The organism is Dietzia sp. DQ11-38-2, assembly GCF_014145055.1.
In the GTDB taxonomy this organism is placed as follows: Bacteria; Actinomycetota; Actinomycetes; order Mycobacteriales; family Mycobacteriaceae; genus Dietzia.
The window spans coordinates 1759-20117 of the sequence record NZ_JAALDW010000332.1; the positions used below are offsets into that span (position 1 = coordinate 1759).

The 18359-nt window shown below is 66.0% G+C and carries 17 protein-coding genes; 13 read left to right on the plus strand and 4 right to left on the minus strand.

Going from position 1 to position 18359, the window contains the following annotated elements; translation table 11 throughout:
* Positions 1–103: 103 nt before the first annotated feature.
* On the minus strand, positions 104–703 hold the full coding sequence (locus G6026_RS11545) for a fasciclin domain-containing protein (protein WP_182613259.1): 600 nt from the start codon (positions 701–703) through the stop codon (positions 104–106).
* A gap of 172 nt (positions 704–875) precedes the next feature.
* Here G6026_RS11545 and G6026_RS11550 point away from each other — a divergent pair, with 172 nt between their 5' ends.
* Positions 876–2132 carry a glutaminase gene (locus tag G6026_RS11550; protein ID WP_182613260.1) on the plus strand — a complete coding sequence of 419 codons (1257 nt, stop codon included), beginning with the start codon at positions 876–878 and terminating at the stop codon, positions 2130–2132.
* Between the two features lie 18 nt (positions 2133–2150).
* Here the strand turns inward: G6026_RS11550 and G6026_RS11555 are convergent, their stop codons facing one another.
* The 3 genes from G6026_RS11555 to G6026_RS11565 form a co-directional block, all read right to left on the minus strand.
* The gene (locus G6026_RS11555; RefSeq protein ID WP_182613261.1) at positions 2151–3080 is read right to left on the minus strand and encodes a patatin-like phospholipase family protein; all 930 of its coding nucleotides are present in this window, start codon (positions 3078–3080) and stop codon (positions 2151–2153) included.
* Positions 3081–3137: 57 nt separating this feature from the next.
* Positions 3138–3575 carry a nitroreductase family deazaflavin-dependent oxidoreductase gene (locus tag G6026_RS11560; protein WP_107757693.1) on the minus strand — a complete coding sequence of 146 codons (438 nt, stop codon included), beginning with the start codon at positions 3573–3575 and terminating at the stop codon, positions 3138–3140.
* A 260-nt stretch (positions 3576–3835) separates the two neighbouring features.
* Positions 3836–5575 carry a helix-turn-helix domain-containing protein gene (locus G6026_RS11565; RefSeq protein ID WP_182613262.1) on the minus strand — a complete coding sequence of 580 codons (1740 nt, stop codon included), beginning with the start codon at positions 5573–5575 and terminating at the stop codon, positions 3836–3838.
* 168 nt (positions 5576–5743) lie between these two features.
* Between G6026_RS11565 and G6026_RS11570 the strand changes: the two genes are divergently transcribed.
* The 12 genes from G6026_RS11570 (at position 5744) to G6026_RS11625 (ending at position 18329) form a co-directional block, all read left to right on the plus strand.
* The gene (locus tag G6026_RS11570; RefSeq protein WP_182613263.1) at positions 5744–6199 is read left to right on the plus strand and encodes a heme-binding protein; all 456 of its coding nucleotides are present in this window, start codon (positions 5744–5746) and stop codon (positions 6197–6199) included.
* 107 nt (positions 6200–6306) lie between these two features.
* Complete coding sequence (locus G6026_RS11575; protein WP_182613264.1) at positions 6307–7023, plus strand: iron-containing redox enzyme family protein; 717 nt, start codon at positions 6307–6309, stop codon at positions 7021–7023.
* 83 nt (positions 7024–7106) lie between these two features.
* On the plus strand, positions 7107–7442 hold the full coding sequence (locus G6026_RS11580; protein ID WP_182613265.1) for a Rieske 2Fe-2S domain-containing protein: 336 nt from the start codon (positions 7107–7109) through the stop codon (positions 7440–7442).
* A gap of 59 nt (positions 7443–7501) precedes the next feature.
* Positions 7502–8761, plus strand: a complete 1260-nt coding sequence (locus G6026_RS11585) for an FAD-dependent oxidoreductase (RefSeq protein WP_182613266.1) — start codon at positions 7502–7504, stop codon at positions 8759–8761.
* 67 nt (positions 8762–8828) lie between these two features.
* Entirely contained in the window at positions 8829–10283 is a 1455-nt protein-coding gene (locus G6026_RS11590; protein ID WP_182613267.1) for an aldehyde dehydrogenase family protein, read from the plus strand.
* A 60-nt stretch (positions 10284–10343) separates the two neighbouring features.
* Entirely contained in the window at positions 10344–10697 is a 354-nt protein-coding gene (locus G6026_RS11595; RefSeq protein WP_182613268.1) for a Rieske 2Fe-2S domain-containing protein, read from the plus strand.
* Positions 10698–10708: 11 nt separating this feature from the next.
* The gene (locus tag G6026_RS11600) at positions 10709–12307 is read left to right on the plus strand and encodes a gamma-glutamyltransferase (protein WP_182613269.1); all 1599 of its coding nucleotides are present in this window, start codon (positions 10709–10711) and stop codon (positions 12305–12307) included.
* Positions 12297–12764: a RidA family protein gene (locus G6026_RS11605; RefSeq protein ID WP_182613270.1), complete on the plus strand. Its 468-nt coding sequence runs from the start codon at positions 12297–12299 to the stop codon at positions 12762–12764. Before G6026_RS11600 ends, G6026_RS11605 begins: the two co-directional genes overlap by 11 nt.
* A gap of 21 nt (positions 12765–12785) precedes the next feature.
* Positions 12786–13778 carry a bile acid:sodium symporter family protein gene (locus tag G6026_RS11610; RefSeq protein ID WP_182613271.1) on the plus strand — a complete coding sequence of 331 codons (993 nt, stop codon included), beginning with the start codon at positions 12786–12788 and terminating at the stop codon, positions 13776–13778.
* Between the two features lie 41 nt (positions 13779–13819).
* Positions 13820–14923 (plus strand): TerC family protein, encoded by a 1104-nt coding sequence (locus G6026_RS11615; protein ID WP_182613274.1) that lies wholly within the window; start codon positions 13820–13822, stop codon positions 14921–14923.
* 182 nt (positions 14924–15105) lie between these two features.
* Entirely contained in the window at positions 15106–16746 is a 1641-nt protein-coding gene (locus G6026_RS11620; RefSeq protein ID WP_182613272.1) for a hypothetical protein, read from the plus strand.
* Between the two features lie 200 nt (positions 16747–16946).
* Complete coding sequence (locus G6026_RS11625; protein ID WP_182613273.1) at positions 16947–18329, plus strand: MFS transporter; 1383 nt, start codon at positions 16947–16949, stop codon at positions 18327–18329.
* Positions 18330–18359 lie beyond the last annotated feature (30 nt).

Consider the following 18359-nt stretch of genomic DNA (forward strand, 5'->3'; position numbering starts at 1 on the left):
GTGGAAGAGGGAACGCCCCGCCCGACCCGTGACGGGCCGAGCGGGGCGTGACCGTGTTCCTCTGACCACTGGGCGTCCGCGTCGGAAAGCCCTGTGACGCGGGTCAGGCCGGGGGCATCATGACCCCGTCGATGGCGTGGATGACGCCGTTGGTGGCCGGGATGTCGGTCTGGACGACGGTGATGCGGTTGCCCGCGCCGTCCACGAGGGTGACGGTCTCGCCCTCCACCTCGACCGTGAACTCGGCGCCCTGCAGGGTCTGGACCATCTCGCCGTCCATCCCCATCACGTCCTCGGCCATGACGTCGCCCTCGATCACGTGGAACTGCAGGATCTGGGCCAGGTCACCGGTGGGATCGGCGAGGAGTTCCTCGAGCTGTCCTTCGGGAAGAGCCGCGAACGCCTCATCGGTGGGCGCGAACACCGTGAAGGGGCCCGGCCCCTCGAGGGTCTCCACCAGACCCGCGGCCTCGAGCGCCTGGGTGAGGGTGGTGAAGTCGCCCGCGGCCATCGCGGTCTCGACGATGTTGCCGGTCGCCGCCGGCTCCTCCGTCATCTCCTCCGTCGTCTCCTCGGTGGTCATCTCAGTGGTCATGGTGGTCTCGTCGGTGGCGGTGGCGTCGCCGTTCGTGTCGTCCGTGCCACACGCTCCCATGAACACTGCGAGCCCGATAGCTCCCGTTACTGCGATCGTCCGCTTCATGAGCAACCTTTCGTCGTTGGTCGGGGGTGAATCCAGTGTGGGGTGACGCGAACAACGGACGAAACCGGTGAGACACAATCGTTGTATTGCCGTTAACCTCCGCGTTGCCCGTCAGTGCGCCGGGATTGCCCGCCATGGCGCGCGGGCGCGGCCGGCGTGACACCCTGAGGCCGTGAAGACGCCGGTACCTGACTACCTACAAGAGATCCGCGACCTGTGTGCGACGGGCGCGGGCGGACACCTCGCCGACTACATCCCCGAACTCGCGGCCGTGGACCCGGATCGGTTCGCCGTGGCCGCCTGCACGATGGACGGCGTGGTCTACACCGCCGGTGACGCGGACGCCGAGTTCACCATCCAGTCGATGAGCAAGCCGTTCGCCTACGCGTTGGCGCTGCGTGACCGCGGGATCGAGGCGGTCCTGGAGAAGGTGGCCGTGGAGCCGTCCGGGGACGCGTTCAATCAGATCTCGCTGGAGAGGATCAGCGGCAGACCCCGGAACCCCATGATCAACATCGGCGCCATCACCACTCACACCCTGGTCGGTCCGGTCGGCGCTGACGAGGACGAGCGCGACGAGGCGCTGTCCGCGGGATTGTCCGCGTTCGCCGGCCGACGCCTGGAGGTCGACGCGGCCGTCATGACGTCCGAGCTGCGCACGGCGTTCCGGAACCGGGCGATGGCCAATCTGGTCCGGGCGGGAGGGATCATCGACGACGACCCCGACGCGGCGGTCCGCGGGTACACCCGCCAGTGCGCCTACCGGGTGACCGTCCGCGACCTGGCGGTGATGGCGGTGACCCTGGCGACCGGCGGGGTCAACCCCGTCACCCGTGAGCGCGTCATCTCGGCGCCGGTGGCCCGACAGGTGCTGGCGGTGATGACCACGTGCGGGATGTACGACGCGGCCGGGGACTGGATGTCCACCGTCGGGATCCCCGCGAAGAGCGGGGTGTCGGGCGGCATCCTCGGTGCCCTGCCCGGACAGGTGGGCCTGGGGGTGTTCTCGCCTCGGCTCGACGAACACGGCCACAGCGTCGAGGGGGTGAGGACCTTCGAGCGACTCTCCCGCGATCTGGAGCTGCACCTCATGAACACCACGGTCACCGAGGTGGAGGCCGTCCGCTCGGTGCGGTTCGACGAGATCACCGGCAGACGCACCTTCCGCCTCCAGGGGCCCATGACCTTCGCGAGCGCCGAACAGGTGCTGCGTCGACTCGCGGAGATCCCGCCGGGCGACGGTGAGGTGACCCTGGACCTGAGCCGGGTCTCGTCGGTCAACGCGACCGCGCGGCGCATGCTCCTCGAATCCATGCGGCGGCTGTCGTCGGACGGGCACCCCGTGGGTCTCGCGGACCCCGGCCGCCGACTCCCGGACCCGGACCTCGGTGACGGGTCCCGACCGGTCACGCGGCGGGCGACCCGCTGACACGGGCTCGGGTCGACGTCACGCGCCCACGCCGGCCTCGGACAATGCCGTGCGGACGGTGTCCGGCGCGGTCCTCATCGAGTACTCGAACGCCGCGACACGGCGGGTACTGCTCATGAAGTGGGCACCCAGCCCCGCGAGGTCCGCGGCAGTCGGGAGGATCGGGACGACCGTGGTGCCCCGGGCGCGGACGGCGGCGATCTCGGCGGCCAGTCCCTCGGACATCGGCTTTCGGATCAGTCGGTGTTCGATCCGGCCGCCCGGTCCGGGCACGCGGACGCCGGGCGCCGAGGCCATGGGCGCGATGACGTAGACCAGGTCCGCGTCCCCGGGCTCCAGCAGATCCACCGAGGCCGTCGAGCCCATCCCCCCGTCGACGAAGATGCGGTCGCCGATGGGGACCGGGGTCATCCACCCGGGAGTCGACCAGGACGCCCGCAGCGCCTCGCCGACGGTCGCGATCGGCGAACCCGGTGCGCCGAAGACGACCCGCTCACCGGCGCGGATGTCGTAGGCGACCATCCGGGCGGCGGGGTGGGGCAACCAGGAGCCCACCTCGAATCCCTCGGCCAATCGCTGCAGCCAGCCCAGGTCACCACGACCGCTGGGGGCGATCCCGGCGTAGGCGGCCAGACCGGAGTGCGTGCGCAGCAGCCCGGGATTGAGCAGGGGTGGCCGGGGCAGAGGCGGCCTGCCGGGCGGGGTGGACGCGATGTGCTCCCGGAGCCGGGGGTCCTGCGCACGTCCGCGCTGCATGTCGACCAGTTCGTCGATCCCGACACCGCCGCCGATCATGGTCACCAGCTCGGCACCCGCGGACGTGCCCAGCAGGACGTCGGCCTCACGGGGATCGAACCCGACCTGCTCGGCGAGGGCGTGCATGGCCGCGATCGCCCAGGCGCCCCCGATGGTCCCACCGCATCCGAGGACGAGGGCGGTTCGGCTCATTCGTGGCCTCCTGGGGTGGCAGGGCACCGGGATCGGTGGGTGCGGTGGTGAGGGACGTCAGTCCCGGGGGTCGAGCACGAAGACGGGGATCGTCCGCTCGGTCTTCTCCTGGTAATCGCGGTAGTCGGGGTACACCGCGACCGCCCGATCCCACCAGAGTTCGCGTTCCGCACCGGTCACCTCTCGGGCCACGAAGTCACCGACCCGGTCCTTGTCCCGCACCTCAACGTGCGGGTGGGCCTTGATGTTCCAGTACCAGACCGGGTGGGTGGGTGCGCCGCCCAGAGAGGCGACCGCGGCGTAGGAACCCTCGTGTTCGACCCGCATCAGGGGGGTCTTGCGCAGCTTGCCCGACTTCTTGCCCACGGTGGTCACGATGACCACCGGCATTCCCGACAGCTCGGAGCCCGACGCACCGTTGCTCTTCTCGTACCGCTCGACGTGCTCCCGCACCCAGGTACTGGGGCTGGGTTCGTAATCGCCGGTCAACGGCATGGTTGCCTCTCTCGTCAGTGCGGTCCTGCTCGGTGGGTCGTCACCGAGGGGCGGCGTTCACGCAGGCGACGTTACGCCCGACGCGGCGAGAGGCTCGGTGAACCTCCGGATCGCCGCCACCACCGCGAGGTAGCGGGCGGATTTCTCGTCCCGCCTGCTGGAAGACAGTGCTCTTTCCGCCGTCCCGATCCCTACAGGGACAACAGCCTGACGCATCATCGCATCGTCGATGGCCGCGGGCACGTGCTGGGGCGGTGACATCAGCGCGAGGGCACTCTACCGGGGTACAACTCCGGCGGCGCGATCTCGTGAGCGATCTTCTGCTGGGCGACGGTGAGGAGATCGAGCTGGAGGGCCAGCCGGAGCGAGAACTGGTTGTCAGGCTTGCGGATGTCCATTCCGAGCAGGCCGGATAGCTTCTCGATTCGGGAGAGCATGGTGTTGCGGTGCACGTGGATTCGGCGGGCCGTCTCGTTGATGTTGCCGCCGCTGCCCAGGTACGCCGACAAGGTGTTCTCGAGCTCCTCTGCCAGCTCATGGTTACGCATCGGACCGAGCATGCGGCCAACGAACTGTGCGCCGGTCGACGTTCCCGCGATCGACGCGAGGACTGAGACCGCTTGGATGCCGTCATGTGGGATGCCGCCACGAAGTCCGAGACTCCGAGCAACTTCCAACGCCACCCGTGCCTCTCGATAGCTTTCCCGGATCGCCAGGGGTTCGAGAGCGGTTGATCCGTAACAGACTGCAGCTCCCTCACCAAGTTCCGTGGCAAGCAATGCCGAGGCGGCCTCGGCGAACTCTCTGGCGTCAGCCTTGACGTCAGTCTCGTGCCCTCCGGGATTGCGAGCCCCAGGGTTGGCTCGAATGGCGACGATGATCCCGCCCAACACGGTGGCGAACGTGCGGTGCCCACCGTCCCCGGGTAGTAGCCGCGACAGCTTCCGGGCCACCTGTTCTGGCTCCGATGGGGTGGAGTCCCCGAAACCCACGTGAGACACGAAGACCGTGTAGAGCGAGTCGAGGGGGAAGTCGTGGTGCTCCGCACGGGCGGCCAGTTCGGACTTGTTCGCGTAGGTGCCGTGTACCAGCGCCTGCATGAAATCACCGCGAGCGCGCTCCTGCGCCTCCACGATGCTTCGCTGACGGACGAGTTCGGTAGCGACGATCGACGCGGACTGTTCGAGCAGAACTCTTGCTTGCGCGAGGTCATGTCTCGGGAAAGCAGGCTGGTCAACGCCCGGGATGAGCACCAACCATCCCTCCGCTACCGGCCCCATCTGGATCCGCCAGGCGACAAGCGACACAGGGCTCAATGGAACTGGAGTGCTGTGGGGGCTCGCGAGATACAGGCGTTCTTCGCGCAGGCTGTTTCGATTGAACAGTTCCGACACCGCGAAGTGAGTCTGGAGGAGGGCGATCTTCCGCGCCTTGTCCTGCCGACTCCCGCCCATGCCGTGGGCGATGACCCGCGAACGGGTGTCGAGAATTGCCGCATCGAGACCCGACACCGCGGAGATCTCACGAATCAGGCTGTTCAGGTCGGCACCTTTGTGTAACAACGCGGCTATCCGGTCGTGTACCTGCATCGCATAACGGCGGACGTGTGCTTCCTCGCTGAGGACGCGCTCCCCGGTGAGGCGGCTGAACGTCAGGAAATCGATGTCCCTGGAGACGCCGACCACGGGTAGGGGTGCACGTGAGAGTGAACTTGTGGCCCCCGCGACAATCACCGCCGCGGCTCCGGATCTGGCGAGGTCGTCGATATGAGCCCGCGCAGTCCCGACCTCATGGGCTTCGGCGAAGACGACCAGCTCGGACAACGATCCCGCGCGGTTGAGGGCGTGTGTCAGAGGAATGCTCCATCGCAGCTCATCGTCGAGGGAGCTGTCGTCTCCTCCGAGCAACGCCCACCCGCGGAAGACGGGTTCGTCCAGCAGTTCTCGAATGCGAAGTCGTCCCTGCTCGGTGTGGTTCGCGGCGTGCGCGTGTGCAGCCATGGCCGCAGTATGCCATGTCGTGCCCATGCATGTTGTGTCAGATCCAGCGCAAAACCTGTGCACTCTGCCCATGGAGGCTCGGGCCTCTTTGGTCGAAGCTTGGTCGCAGTGATCGAGGGATCACCGCAACTCCGAACAAGAACCGCGCTCAGGAAAGTGGGTCACCCAATGCGGCAAGTCACCAAGATCGAACTGGACGACGCATTGCCCGTGCTCGAAGCGGGCCGACGCAAGGCGGATGAGATCGGCGTCAAACAGACCCTCTGCGTGGTCGACAACGGCGGCAACGTCGTGGCTCTCCACCGCCTTCCCGGAGCCCGGCTCACCGGCGTGGACATCGCGATCGCGAAGGCGTTCACCGCCGCCGGCCACGAGCGTGCGACGCATCTGTTCAACGAGGCCCCCGGCGGGCCTGCGCTCCCGGGAAACGAGGCGTTCGGGATCAGTCACATGCTCCCCGGCAAATTCGCAGTCTTCGTCGGCGGGTTCCCGCTCAGGATCGACGACGAGATCGTGGGCGGTGTCGGGATCAGTGGAGGGAACGGGGACCAGGACAAGGCGGTCGGCGCCGCCATGATCGAGGCGTTCGCCGAGGTCGTCGAGCGTTCCTTCGTCGCCGTCTGACCGAACGCACCACACGAGCCCTGTTGAGACAACGGGTGTGAGCACACACCCGGCCCCTACGCGACGATCCGAACGGACGTCGTAGACAACCCGAAAGGTACGACACCATGACCGAGCTCATGAACCGAGAAGACTTCCGAGCAGCGCTCGAAGAGGCGATCAAGGGCCGTGAAGCCAAGGACGCCTCGTTCAGCAAGGCCTGGTCCGAGGGAACGCTCAAGCGCCACCATTTCGCACGGTGGGCCGAGAACCACTACCACTACGTGGGCCCCTTCGCGGACTACCTGTCCTACATTTACGCGAACACCCCGGAGCAGTACACCGAGGCGAAGGACTTCCTCCTGCAGAACATGTACGAGGAGGAACTGGCTGACATCCGGCACACGGACCTGCTGATCCATTTCGCCGAGGCCTGCGGCACGACACGCGAGCGAATCGAAGACCCGGAGAACATGAACGCGATCACACGGGGCCTGCAGTCGTGGTGCTATGCGATCGCTATGCGGGAGCACTTCGTCGTCGCGACAGCCGCGTTGATCGTGGGTCTCGAGTCGCAGGTGCCGAGCATCTACAAGAAGCAGATCGTTCCGATGCGGGAGGCGTACGGCTTCTCCGAGGACGAGATCGAGTTCTTCGACCTTCACATCACCTCGGATGAGGTGCACGGTGAGCGCGGCTACCAGATCGTTCTCGACCACGCCGACACCGTGGAGCTCCAGCAACGCTGCCTGCAGGCCGTGCGGTGGGGTGCCGAGATGCGCTTCGCGTACACCAAGGGCCTCTACGAGAGCTACGTCGCACCCGACCTGGAGTCCGTGGCCTGACAGGCCGTCCCGCTCGCCGCGGCGGCGCCTGAGGGTGGCCGCCGCGGCGGGTGCATCTCGAGCAGACACATCGGAGGACACCCGTGAGCGCTCCAGTCGAGGAATGGGTCGCAACCGTTCAGCTCAGCAGCTTCGGCGCCAGAAAGAAGATGCTGGTCGATGTCGCCGGCGAACCCGTCTCTCTGTTCAAGGTCGGACCGGATGTCTTCGCTTTCCACGACATCTGCATCCATCAGGAGAGATCACTGTTCAAAGGCACCATTCTGCACGGGGCGGTGATCTGCCCCGGTCACCAATGGAAGTTCGACCTGGAGACCGGTTACGCCGAGGATCAGGACGAATGCCAACCCACCTATCAGACCAAGATCGTCGACGGCACAGTCTTCGTCTCGGCCAAGCCGAGAAAACAGACCCATTAGACGCGCCCCGGACCCGGCGTCGGACCTCGTCCGGCGCCCCACGGAAGTAGTTGATCGCCATGACCGCCATATCCGAGAGTCATCACGTCGTCGTGGTGGGCGGTGGTACAGCCTCCGCCTCCGCGGTCCGTACCCTGCGACGCCGAGGCTTCGACGGTTCGATCTCGCTGGTGTGCGACGAGCCCCATATGCCGTACCAGCGCCCGCCTCTGTCCAAGGGGTATCTCTCCGGGCAGGAGGACCTCGACTCACTGTCACTGTTCGATGACCGTTGGCTCACCGACAAGGACGTCGAGCTGGTCTCGGGCACCGCCGTGGTGAGGATCGATGCGACCTCACGTCGAGTGCTGCTCTCGGACGGTCGGCGGCTTGAGGCTTCGCAAGTGGTCCTGGCAACCGGTGGCCGCCCACGGCGGTTCCCGGGAGCCGCGCCCTCCGACCGCGTCCACTACCTTCGCACCCTCGACGACGCGGACTCCTTGCGATCCGCCATTCGGCCTGGTGGTCACATGGTGATCGTGGGCGGCGGTTATGTCGGGCTCGAGGTCGCTTCGACCGTGCGCCGGTTGGGCATGGAGGTCACGGTCTTCGAGGCCGGGCCGAGGCCCCTCGCCGGGGTGCTCCCGGCTGAGTTGGCAGATGCCGTGTGCGAACTACATACCCGGAACGGGGTGCGCATCGGTTGTGGTCACCCTATCGAGTCGATCGAGGATCGCGGTACCGAGGTCATCGTGCGCACCGGGAACGGCGGGACGGTCGTGGGTGACGCGGTGGTGATCGGCATCGGGATGATCCCCAATACCGGTATCGCCGAGGAGAGTGGCCTGGCTGTCGGTAACGGCGTACTCGCGGACACCGCCGGACGCACGAGTGTGCCCGAGATTCTCACCGCGGGGGACGTGGCGGAATGGAAGGTGCCGACGATCGGGGGTACTCGGCGGATCGAGCACTTCGAGATCGCCGGGCGTCAGGGGGCTGCGGTGGCCAACACCATCCTGGGGCGGGCCTCGGGGGCGTTCGATGCCCCCTGGTTCTGGTCGGACCAGTACGACAGCAACATCCAGGTGGTGGGCACGACCGCGGACGTCGACCGGATCATCTACCGCGGGGATCCCCGGACGCTCGAGTTCTCGGCTCTCATGCTCGCCGGAAGCACGTTGGTCGGAGCCTTCGCGATGGACCGGGGCGAAGACATCATGGGCGCTCGCGTCATGGTCGGACTCGACGTCGGGTCGGTGGTGGAGCGACTGTCGGACGAGTCCACCGACCTGATGGACGTCGCGGACGTGATGGACGAGATCGAAGAAGCGATGGTGTGAGCCGATGACCATCACCACTGCGCACCAGCCGATGAGCGGCGAGCTTCCCTCTACCCAGGAGAACCCAATGACCCCGCGAGCTGAACGAGTAGACGGACTGAACTTCATCGGTTCGGAGTGGATCGAGTCGACCACCGGTCGACGCTTCGAACGTGAGAACCCCGCGGACTACGCCGAAGTCGTCGGCACTTTTCCGCGGTCATCTGCCGCCGATGTCGACGCCGCCGTCGACGCGGCTGTCGACGGGGCAGCGGAGTGGGCCGCGACCAGTCCGGAGCAGCGTGCCCAGGTTCTGATGCGGGCGGCTGACGTTCTCGAGTCACAGGTCCCCCAACTCGTGTCCGAACTGGTCCGTGAGGAGGGGAAGACGAGCGCCGAGGCATCGTTCGAGGCGTCCCGCACCCCGACCAACCTGCGGTTCTACGCGGGTGAGGCGCTCAGGATCGGCGGACATACCTTCGCGTCACCCGCGGCGCCCCTGGTGTACACGCGACGAGAGCCGGTCGGTGTCGTGGCAGTCATCACGCCGTGGAACTTTCCACTGAACATTCCCAGCAGGAAACTCGGCCCCGCTCTCGCGGCCGGCAACACGGTCGTCTACAAGCCCTCGGAAATCACTCCCCTGCTGGGCCAGCGCATGGTCGAGGCTCTGCTGGAAGGCGGGTTGCCAGCCTCAGCGATCGCACTCGTCCACGGTGACGCCGAGGTCGGCCGCGCCCTGGCAGCGGATCCACGAATTCCGGCGATCACGTTCACCGGGTCGACGGCGGTGGGCCGCGCGATCCACGCCGCCGGCAGCCCCGACCGCCGTGCGCAACTCGAGATGGGCGGGAAGAACGCAGTCGTGGTGCTCGAGGACGCGGATCCGGACGAGGCCGCGGCGACCATCGTCAAAGGCGCCTTCGGGTTGTCCGGCCAGGCGTGCACCGGCTCCAGTCGCGCGATTCTCGTCGATTCGATCTACGACGCCGTGGTGGAACGGATCCTCGAGAGGGTCCGGCAGGTCGTCGTCGGGCGGGGGGACGCGGACGGCGTCACGATGGGCCCCCTCGCTTCCCGCCCGCAGTTCGAGAAGTTCCTCAGTTACGTGGATGCGGCCAGCAATGACGGGGCCGTCCGACTGACCGACACCGATGCCGTCGCCGCCGATGGCGGTTATTTCGTCAATCCACAGGTTTTCGGTGACGTCACAACCGACATGCGGATTTCGTGCGAAGAGGTCTTCGGGCCACTGCTCGCCTGCCAGCGCGTCTCGACCATGGGCGAGGCGCTCGCCGCGGTCAACAGCAGCGAATACGGGCTGAGCAGCGCAATCATGACCCGGGACATCGGACGGGCCCTCGAGTTCGCGGCCGGCGCCGATACGGGTTTGGTCAAGGTAAACCAGCCGACCACGGGAATGGCTCTCACCGCTCCCTTCGGCGGGTTCAAGGCCTCGAGCACGCAGACACACAAGGAACAGGCCGGGGAGACGATGATGCACTTCTACCTCAGGGAGAAGACCGTCTACCTCGCGAGCTGAGTCACAAGAAGCCCATCCCACGATGTTCGATCACGTCGAGCAGAGACAGCGAGGAAAGTCATGGAATTCGTTTCGGTTGCCCGGTCCGGACAGGTCCGCGAAGGAATGGTCCGCCGTTTTTTCGCGGGGGATGTCGAGCTGGCGGTCGCCCGACTCCACGGAACCGCCTACGCGACATCCAACTACTGCACCCACCTGGACTGCCTACTGTCGTCCGGAAAGCTCGTCGACGACGGCATCGGTTGCTCCTGCCACGGGAGCGTGTTCGACCTTGAGTCGGGCGAGCCCGTCTACCCACCGGCCACTGTCGCGATCAAGACGTACCCGGTGGAAGAGAGGGACGGTGAGATCTTCGTCGGCGTGGAGGTCGGAGACGACGGTGGTCCGCGTCGGCGAGCCATGCGGAACGCGTGAAGGGGAAGTCGATGACTGCACCCAAACGGCCGGCGGCGCTGGCCGGCGAGGCGATGGTGTCGTCGAGCCACCCCCGGGTGAGTGCGACCGGCCTGCGCGTGTTGGAAGACGGTGGCAATGCGGTCGACGCCGCCCTGGCGATGGCAGCGATGTCATGGTTGACGCTGCCGGGGCAGTGTGGCATCGGCGGGGACGCCTTCGCGGTTGTCCGCGAACCCGACGGACAGGTGTGGACAGTCAACGGAAGCGGGTTCGGTCCTGATGGCGGGACCGCCGGCTTCTACCGAGAACTCGGGCTGCCTGCGCTGCCTCTCGACGGCGCCCTCGCGGTCGCGGTGCCCGGAGGTGTCGCGGCCATGGCCGCAATGGCTGCCCGTGGTGGGAGTCGCGACCTCGCCGAGCTGTGGGAGCCGGCGGCCGCAGCGGCAGAGCGCGGACTACCTTGCTCCGCCAAGACCGCGCGGGACCTGACGGTCGCCCTGAGTGGTATCCGCGACGATGCAGGTATGGCAGACATCTTCCTGCGTGATGCTCGGGTCCCCGGAGTTGGTGATCCCCTGGGGCAGCCGGAGTTGGCGGCGACGATCAGAGCGACGGCTGCCGACCCGCTGGGATACTTCTACGCCGGCGAGTTCGCAGACCGTGCGGTCAGGCACCTCCGGGACGGAGGTGCGCCCTTCACCGGGGACGAGTGGGCGGCACAGGTCACGACGACCACGGAGCAGTCGATCTCCGCGAAGTATGCCGGTGCGGTCATCCACCAGACACCGATGCCGTCTGCCGGATGGATGGTGCTGCAACAGGCCCTCCTCTGCGACAATGCCGTGGGCTTCGAGCCCTGGCTCAGCGCCGGCGCGATCGACCGTCTGGCGAGGTCCGCCCGCAAGGCATTCCAGGACCGGTATGCATTCTGCGGCAGCGATACCGATCGCTGGTCCACGACGCTCGAGCCCGATGAGGTGCGGGCGGGGCGTGGCCGACTCGACGAGCGATCGAAGCAGCGTCCTTTCGTCACATCCGAGGGCGACACCACCTCCATGGTCGCGGTCGACGGCGAGGGGCGCGCTGTGAGCTTCATCCATTCGCTGGCGTTCACCTTCGGCGCGAAGACTGTGGTCCCCGGGACCGGCGTCGTCCTCAACAACCGCCTGGGCCGGGGGGCGTACCTGAACGACGGGCACCCTAACGAAGTGAAGCCGCGCCGCAAGCCGCTGCACACTCTCAATGCCTGGGTCGCCACCGACACCGCGGGGCGGCTACTTCACGTGGGGAACACCCCGGGCGGCGACGGGCAGGTGCAGTGGAACATGCAGATCTTGTCGCACCTCCTCGACCACGGACTCGACGCCCAGGAAGCGGTGTCCGCACCTCGCTTCACCGTGTATCCCGGCAGCGACGCCGACACTGTCGGCGATGAGCCGGAGCTTCGGTATGAGTCCCGCCTCGGAGGGGAAGTGATCCGGCAATTGCGGGAGATGGGGCACTCCGTCCGGGATCAGGGCGAGTGGGGCGCCGAAGGCAGTGCGCAGGTCATCTCCGTGGACCGCGAACGCGGTCTCCTGACCGGGGGCTGTGACCCCCGACAAGAGGGGGTGTCCCTTGGCTGGTGACAACCCCGCTGCAGGAGACCCCCTCCGACAAGCCACGGACCAGTCGCCGGCGCCGCAGGGAGAGTACGTCGCGGCGACATCCCACGGCTCACTCGCCATGAGTGCGGGGATGACGCCCCGCATCGACGGCGAACTCGTCGTCATCGGGCGGGTGGGAGAAGAAGTGACGATCGACGAGGCCTCGCGAGCCGCCGGCCTCGCCGCGAGTAATGCGCTCGCAGCGCTGGCCGCCGAGCTGGGCGGACTACATCGGATCGCCACCTGCCTGCGTATGACGGTCTATATCGCCTGCGGTGCAGGCTTCACGTCCCACTCCGCAGTGGCCGACGGTGCCTCGGTCGAGATCCTCAACCGGTTGGGAACCGGTTCCCTACCGAGCCGAGCCGCCGTGGGTGTGACGTCGCTTCCCGGCGGATCGCCGGTTGAGGTGGAGTTGACCGTGGCGGTCCGGGACTAACTTCGATCCGAAAAGAGTGCAATGAAGTTCCTACGGCGGTTCTACATCGACGGCTTCATCCTCTCGATGCTCGCGACGGTGGCGCTCGCGGTGATCCTGCCTGCACGCGGCGTGTTCGCGGAGGTGTTGGACGTAGCGAGCACGATCGGGATCGCGCTGCTGTTCTTCGTCTACGGGGTCAAGCTTTCTCCTCGACAGGCGCTCCAGGGGCTCACCCACTGGAAGCTGCATGCCGCCGTCGTGTCGATGACCTTCCTCCTCTTCCCCGCCGTGGGCATGGCTTTACAGTTGTTAAGCCCTGCCCTGATCGACGAGAAACTGTATATGGGCCTGCTGTTCCTGTGTTTCGTACCGTCGACGGTTCAGTCCTCGATCGCATTCACATCGGTGGCCAAAGGCAATGTCGCGGGAGCGATCGTCACGGCGTCGCTCTCGAGCGTGCTGGGGGTCTTCGTGACCCCGTTGCTGGTGATTCTCCTGATGGCGTCATCAGGCTCGTCCTCGGTCGGGGGCGGTGCGATCTTCTCCATCGTCCTGCAGATCCTGGTCCCGTTTCTTCTCGGACAGGTGGCCCGTCGGTGGCTGTCGCAGTGGTTCTCGGCGCGGCCGATCGTGTCGAAGGTCGTTGACCGGGGGGCCATTCTCCTCGTCGTCTACGGTGCGTTCAGCGCCGGAATGGTCGAGGGGATCTGGAGTTCCACGGCCCCGTCCCAGCTGGTGATCACAGCCGCGATCTGTCTGGTGTTGCTCGCGTTCGCGCTCGGCACCGCATTCCTCTACGGCAAGGCGTTGCGTTTCTCCCAGCCCGACCGCGTGGTCGTGTTGTTCTGCGGCTCCAACAAGAGTCTCGCGGCCGGGCTGCCGATGGCCGCGGTGCTCTTCACTGGCGGCTCGCTCGGGATGATCGTCCTGCCGCTCATGATCTACCACCAGGCCCAGCTGATCGTCTGCGCTGTCCTGGCCCAGAAACTCGGACGCAGCAACGAGGAACCCGCCGCCGTGGCCGTCGGATAGCCGAAACCCCGATCACCTGAGGAGGACTCGTGGAATCCGCCATGGGTGCCATCCCGCTCGTGTGGGGCGTGACGATTGCCCTCATTGTGGCGCTGCTGGCGTTCGACTACTTCTTCCATGTGCGCCAGGCGCACATCCCGACGCTACGCGAGGCTGCGATCTGGTTCTCGATCTACGTGGGTGTCGCGATCATGTTCGGGATCACGGTGTGGACCTTCGGCGGACACCAGATGGGTGTGGAGTACTTCGCCGGGTACGTAACCGAGAAGGCGTTGTCGGTGGACAACCTGTTCGTGTTCTTGATCATCATGTCGAGCTTCAAGGTGCCCCGAGCCGACCAGCAGAAAGTTCTGTTGTTCGGCATCACCTTCGCGATCGTCGCCCGAACCGGGTTCATCGTCATCGGCGCAGCTCTACTCGACAACTTCGCTTTCCTGTTCTACATATTCGGTCTGTTCCTCGTCGTCACCGCCGGCCGGCTGCTGACCCCCGGTGACGAGTCGGACGACCCCGACAACATCACGGTGCGTCTCGCCAAGAAGGTCATCCCGGCCACCGACCACTACGACGGTGACAAGCTGTTCACCGTAGAAAATGGCAAGAAGGTCATGACGCCGATGCTGCTGGTGATGGTGGCCATCGGTGGGACCGACCTGCTGTTCGCCCTGGACTCGATCCCGGCGATCTTCGGGCTCACACGGAACGTCTTCATCGTCTTCACTGCCACTGTGTTCTCCCTGCTCGGCCTGCGCCAGCTGTACTTCCTCATCGACGGCCTACTGGACCGGCTGGTCTACCTCTCGTTCGGTCTTGCGGAGGGCCCTGACCATCGTCGGCGACCTCCGCCGCAGCAGCCAGTCTTACCTCGACACCAGGTTCTGCGACGAGATCGAGGAGCGCGAGCGGCTCTGGAACCGCATCGTCGAGAACGAGAGCAGACTCTGGTCCGTCGTGCCCAAGTACTTCGGAGGTCCGGGCGAACTCTGGGAGCTCGAGCAGCTCCTACAGCAGGCTTACGCCCTGCACGAGCGCTATTCGCGCACCTAGTAGGACCCGCATGGCTCGCCCGGAAGTCCGGCGGTGACTCGTTGATCGATGTGCGGGTCCCCTCCAACCGGATCAGCACGCGTCCCCGCAGCAACTAGAGCCCAATCGGAACTGGACGAGGGACGCTGCCTGCGGCCAACCGGGGTCATTGTTCACAGCGGCTGCGTCTCGCACTGTGCATAGTATCCGTTGTGAGGGCGGTCACATCCGGAGAGCATTGTGGCATCACTTTCCGTGAGCACCAACTCTTCAGCGTTCGACCAACAAGAAGGCGCTAGGTATGGATATTCAGATTACTGCCGCGCATTGGTGTTATCTCATCGGGATTGTTGTCATTCTCGTGACGATGATGGCGCGTAAGAACATTGTGGTGCCGGCTGTGGTGGCGACGCTGGTGACCGCCACGGTGTACACGATGGATCCTCTCGCCGGTCTGGCGTCTATCTTCCTGGGCAGTCTCGTGGCGGCCGGGGAGTTGTTCAACATCTTCCTGGTGATCGCCTTCATCACGGCGATGCTCGGGGCGATGAAGGCCATCGGTGCTGACACGTTGATGATCAAGCCGTTCCGTCGGGTGATCAAGGGGCCGACGTCGAGTTTCCTCGTCATTGCGGTGGTGACCTATGTGATCTCGCTGTTCTTCTGGCCTACTCCTGCGGTGCCGCTGGTGGGGGCCGTGCTGATCCCGGTGGCGATCCGGTCGGGTCTGCCGCCGTTGACCGCGGGTGTCATCATCGCTCTGGCGGGTCAGGGGATGGCGTTGTCGTCGGACTACATCATCAAGGTGGCGCCGGGGTTGTCGGCGACCGCGGCGGGTGTGGGTGTTGATGAGGTTGCTGACAAGGCGATGGTGATGTCGCTGATCGTGGGGATCACGGCCATGGTGATCACGTATTTCACCAGTCGTCGGTCATTCCGTCGTCCTTCGCCTGAGTTGTTGGATGCGTGGGAGCGGGGTGTTGATCTGCCGCTGGGTGGCGGATCGGGGCGGTCGAAGGTCCCGTCGGAGAGTCGGATGCGGGCCAAGGCGTTGAGTGCGTTCGTGGGTCGAGCTGTCTCTCGGCCGCAGCCGCAGCCGCAGCCGCAGCCGGTTGTGGCGGCGACGGCTCAGGATCCGGTCAGCGGGTCGACGGTGATGACCTTGACGGACAGCGAGCCAGGGCCCGATCAGGCGATCGCCTACCGTGAGGACGTCATCGAGCAGGCGCCCAGTTCGAGGAAGGCGCGGGCGTTCGCGGTCCTGGTGCCGCTGGCCTATACCGCGTTCATCGGTTACCTGCTGATCGCCAAGTTCACGGCTGTGCCCGATCTCGAGGGTGGCGACGCGGCGGCGATAGTCGGGGGTATCGCGGTGATCATGACGTACCTGATCTGCGCCACCGACACCACGAAGGCGGGATTCTTCGAGACGTGCGCCGAGCACATCATCGAGGGTCTCGTGTTCGCCTTCCGTGCGATGGGCATCGTGATCCCGATCGCCGGGTTCTTCTTCCTGGGCAACGGCGAGTTCGCCGGACGGATCCTCGGTCTGGGGGAGGGTGAGACCGCCCCGACTCTGCTGTTCGACATGGTCACCGCGGCCCAGTCCGGGATCCCCGAGAACGCGTTTTTCGCCGGGTTCAGTGTGCTGCTGATCGGTCTGGTCGCCGGGCTGGACGGGTCGGGTTTCTCGGGGCTCCCGCTCACCGGTTCCCTGGCCGGCGGTTTGGCGCCCGCGGTCGGCATGGATCCGGCCACGCTCGCAGCGATCGGTCAGATGGGCAACATCTGGGCCGGTGGCGGAACCCTCGTGGCGTGGTCGTCACTGGTCGCGGTCGCCGGCGTCACCCGGACCTCAGCGGTCGACCTGGCACGAAAGTGCTTCGTCCCCGTGATGGCCGGCCTGACCCTGTCCACAACCATCGCCATCCTCATCTTCTAGCCACCCTCGACCTCGATGAGAGTCCGCCCGCCCCTTCCTGTGCACCCTGCCCGGTGATTAACCAGAAATCCAGGGCAGTGTGACCCGGGTAAGGGCGGGCTAACTCGACTATAAATGAAGGGCCCCAGCGTGCGTGCGGTAGAGAGGGGCCGCTCGGGCTTCCGCCCGGGCGTGTGAGGCGAAGAGACCGGGGGTAACGGGTGAGCACTACGCTTTCGGTGCTGCCGGGCGAGACGACGAGATTCCGCCGAGGTGGCCGTCTGGGCCTCGTCGCGGTGCTCATCGGCACGTTCGTGGGGACCTTGAGCAACAACTTCCTCAATGTCCCACTGCACAGCATTCTCCTCGAGTTCGATGCGCCACTGTCGAGCGGGATCTTCGTGATCGTCGGCTTCATGCTCACCTTTGCCGTGTCGATGCCACTGTTCGGTTGGTTCGGCGAGCGATACGGACTCCGACTGGTCTACTGCCTGGCACTCATCGGCACTGCCATCTGCTCGGTTGGTGCGGCGCTCGCTCCGAACCTTCAGGCCCTCGTAGCCTGGCGTGCGTTGGCTGGGTTGGCAGCGGCGTCGTTCGCCCCAGTGATCATGGCCCTCATCTCCTGGATGTTCGGTGCACATCACCGCGCCGTCGCGATCAGTGCGTGGGCGACCGTCAACGGACTGGGCCAGGCGATCGGTCCGAGCGCGGGCGGCCTCATCGACGGGTGGCTCACGTGGCGATGGGCGCTGGGAAGCCTAGCCCCGATGTGCCTGATCGGGTTCATCGCAACGATCGCGTTCGTCCCGCGGCATCTCGGTTCGCCGCTCAAACTGGACCTGCCCGGGGCGACTACTTTCACCCTGGGCGCCGGGGCTCTGATCCTTTCGATCCTCATGCTGTCAAGCCCGTCCGTCCCGTGGCCAGTCCATGGTGTTCTGGTGGGCGCTGGAATGGTCCTGGTCGGCTTCTCGGTCTGGTGGTCGCGGCGCACTGACCACCCGTTCGTGCCGATTCATCTCATGGGCGAGCCACGTTATGTGCTGAACAGCGTTGCCGGCTACTCACAGATGTTCACGATCGGATCCATCCTGGTACTGATCCCGCTGTACCTGACGTCGATGCGGGGGATGAGTACGACGCAGGCGGGCCTTGTTCTTCTCGCCCTCCCCGTGACCATGGCGGTTGTGGCGTCGAGCATCCCCAGGGTGATCACGAAGTGGGGGCTCACCAGGACGCTGGTCTCGGGACTGGGGCTGCTCACTGTGTCGGTTGCGATGCTCGCTGCCGTTCTCGCTATCGGTTCGGCGAATCACTGGTTGACGGTCGCGGTGCTGGTCGTCAACGGTGTCGGGATCGCCATGGTCCAGACGCCGGCGTCAACCGGCGCCACCCAGACACGGGCCGGTCAGAGCGGCTCGGGCCTGGGAATCTTCAATCTGGTGCGATTCAGCGGCTCCGCGATGGGCGCCGGGTCGATTGCGGTGTTGTCCCGATTCGGTGATCTCGGCGGCACCACGTTGTTCGGGTCGCTTGTCGTCCTCGTGGGAGCGCTTCTGGTGGCGCTGATCCTCTACCGGCCCCTGCGCGCCCAGCGTTGACTCGGCTCACGCGGCGAGAGGCTCGGTGAA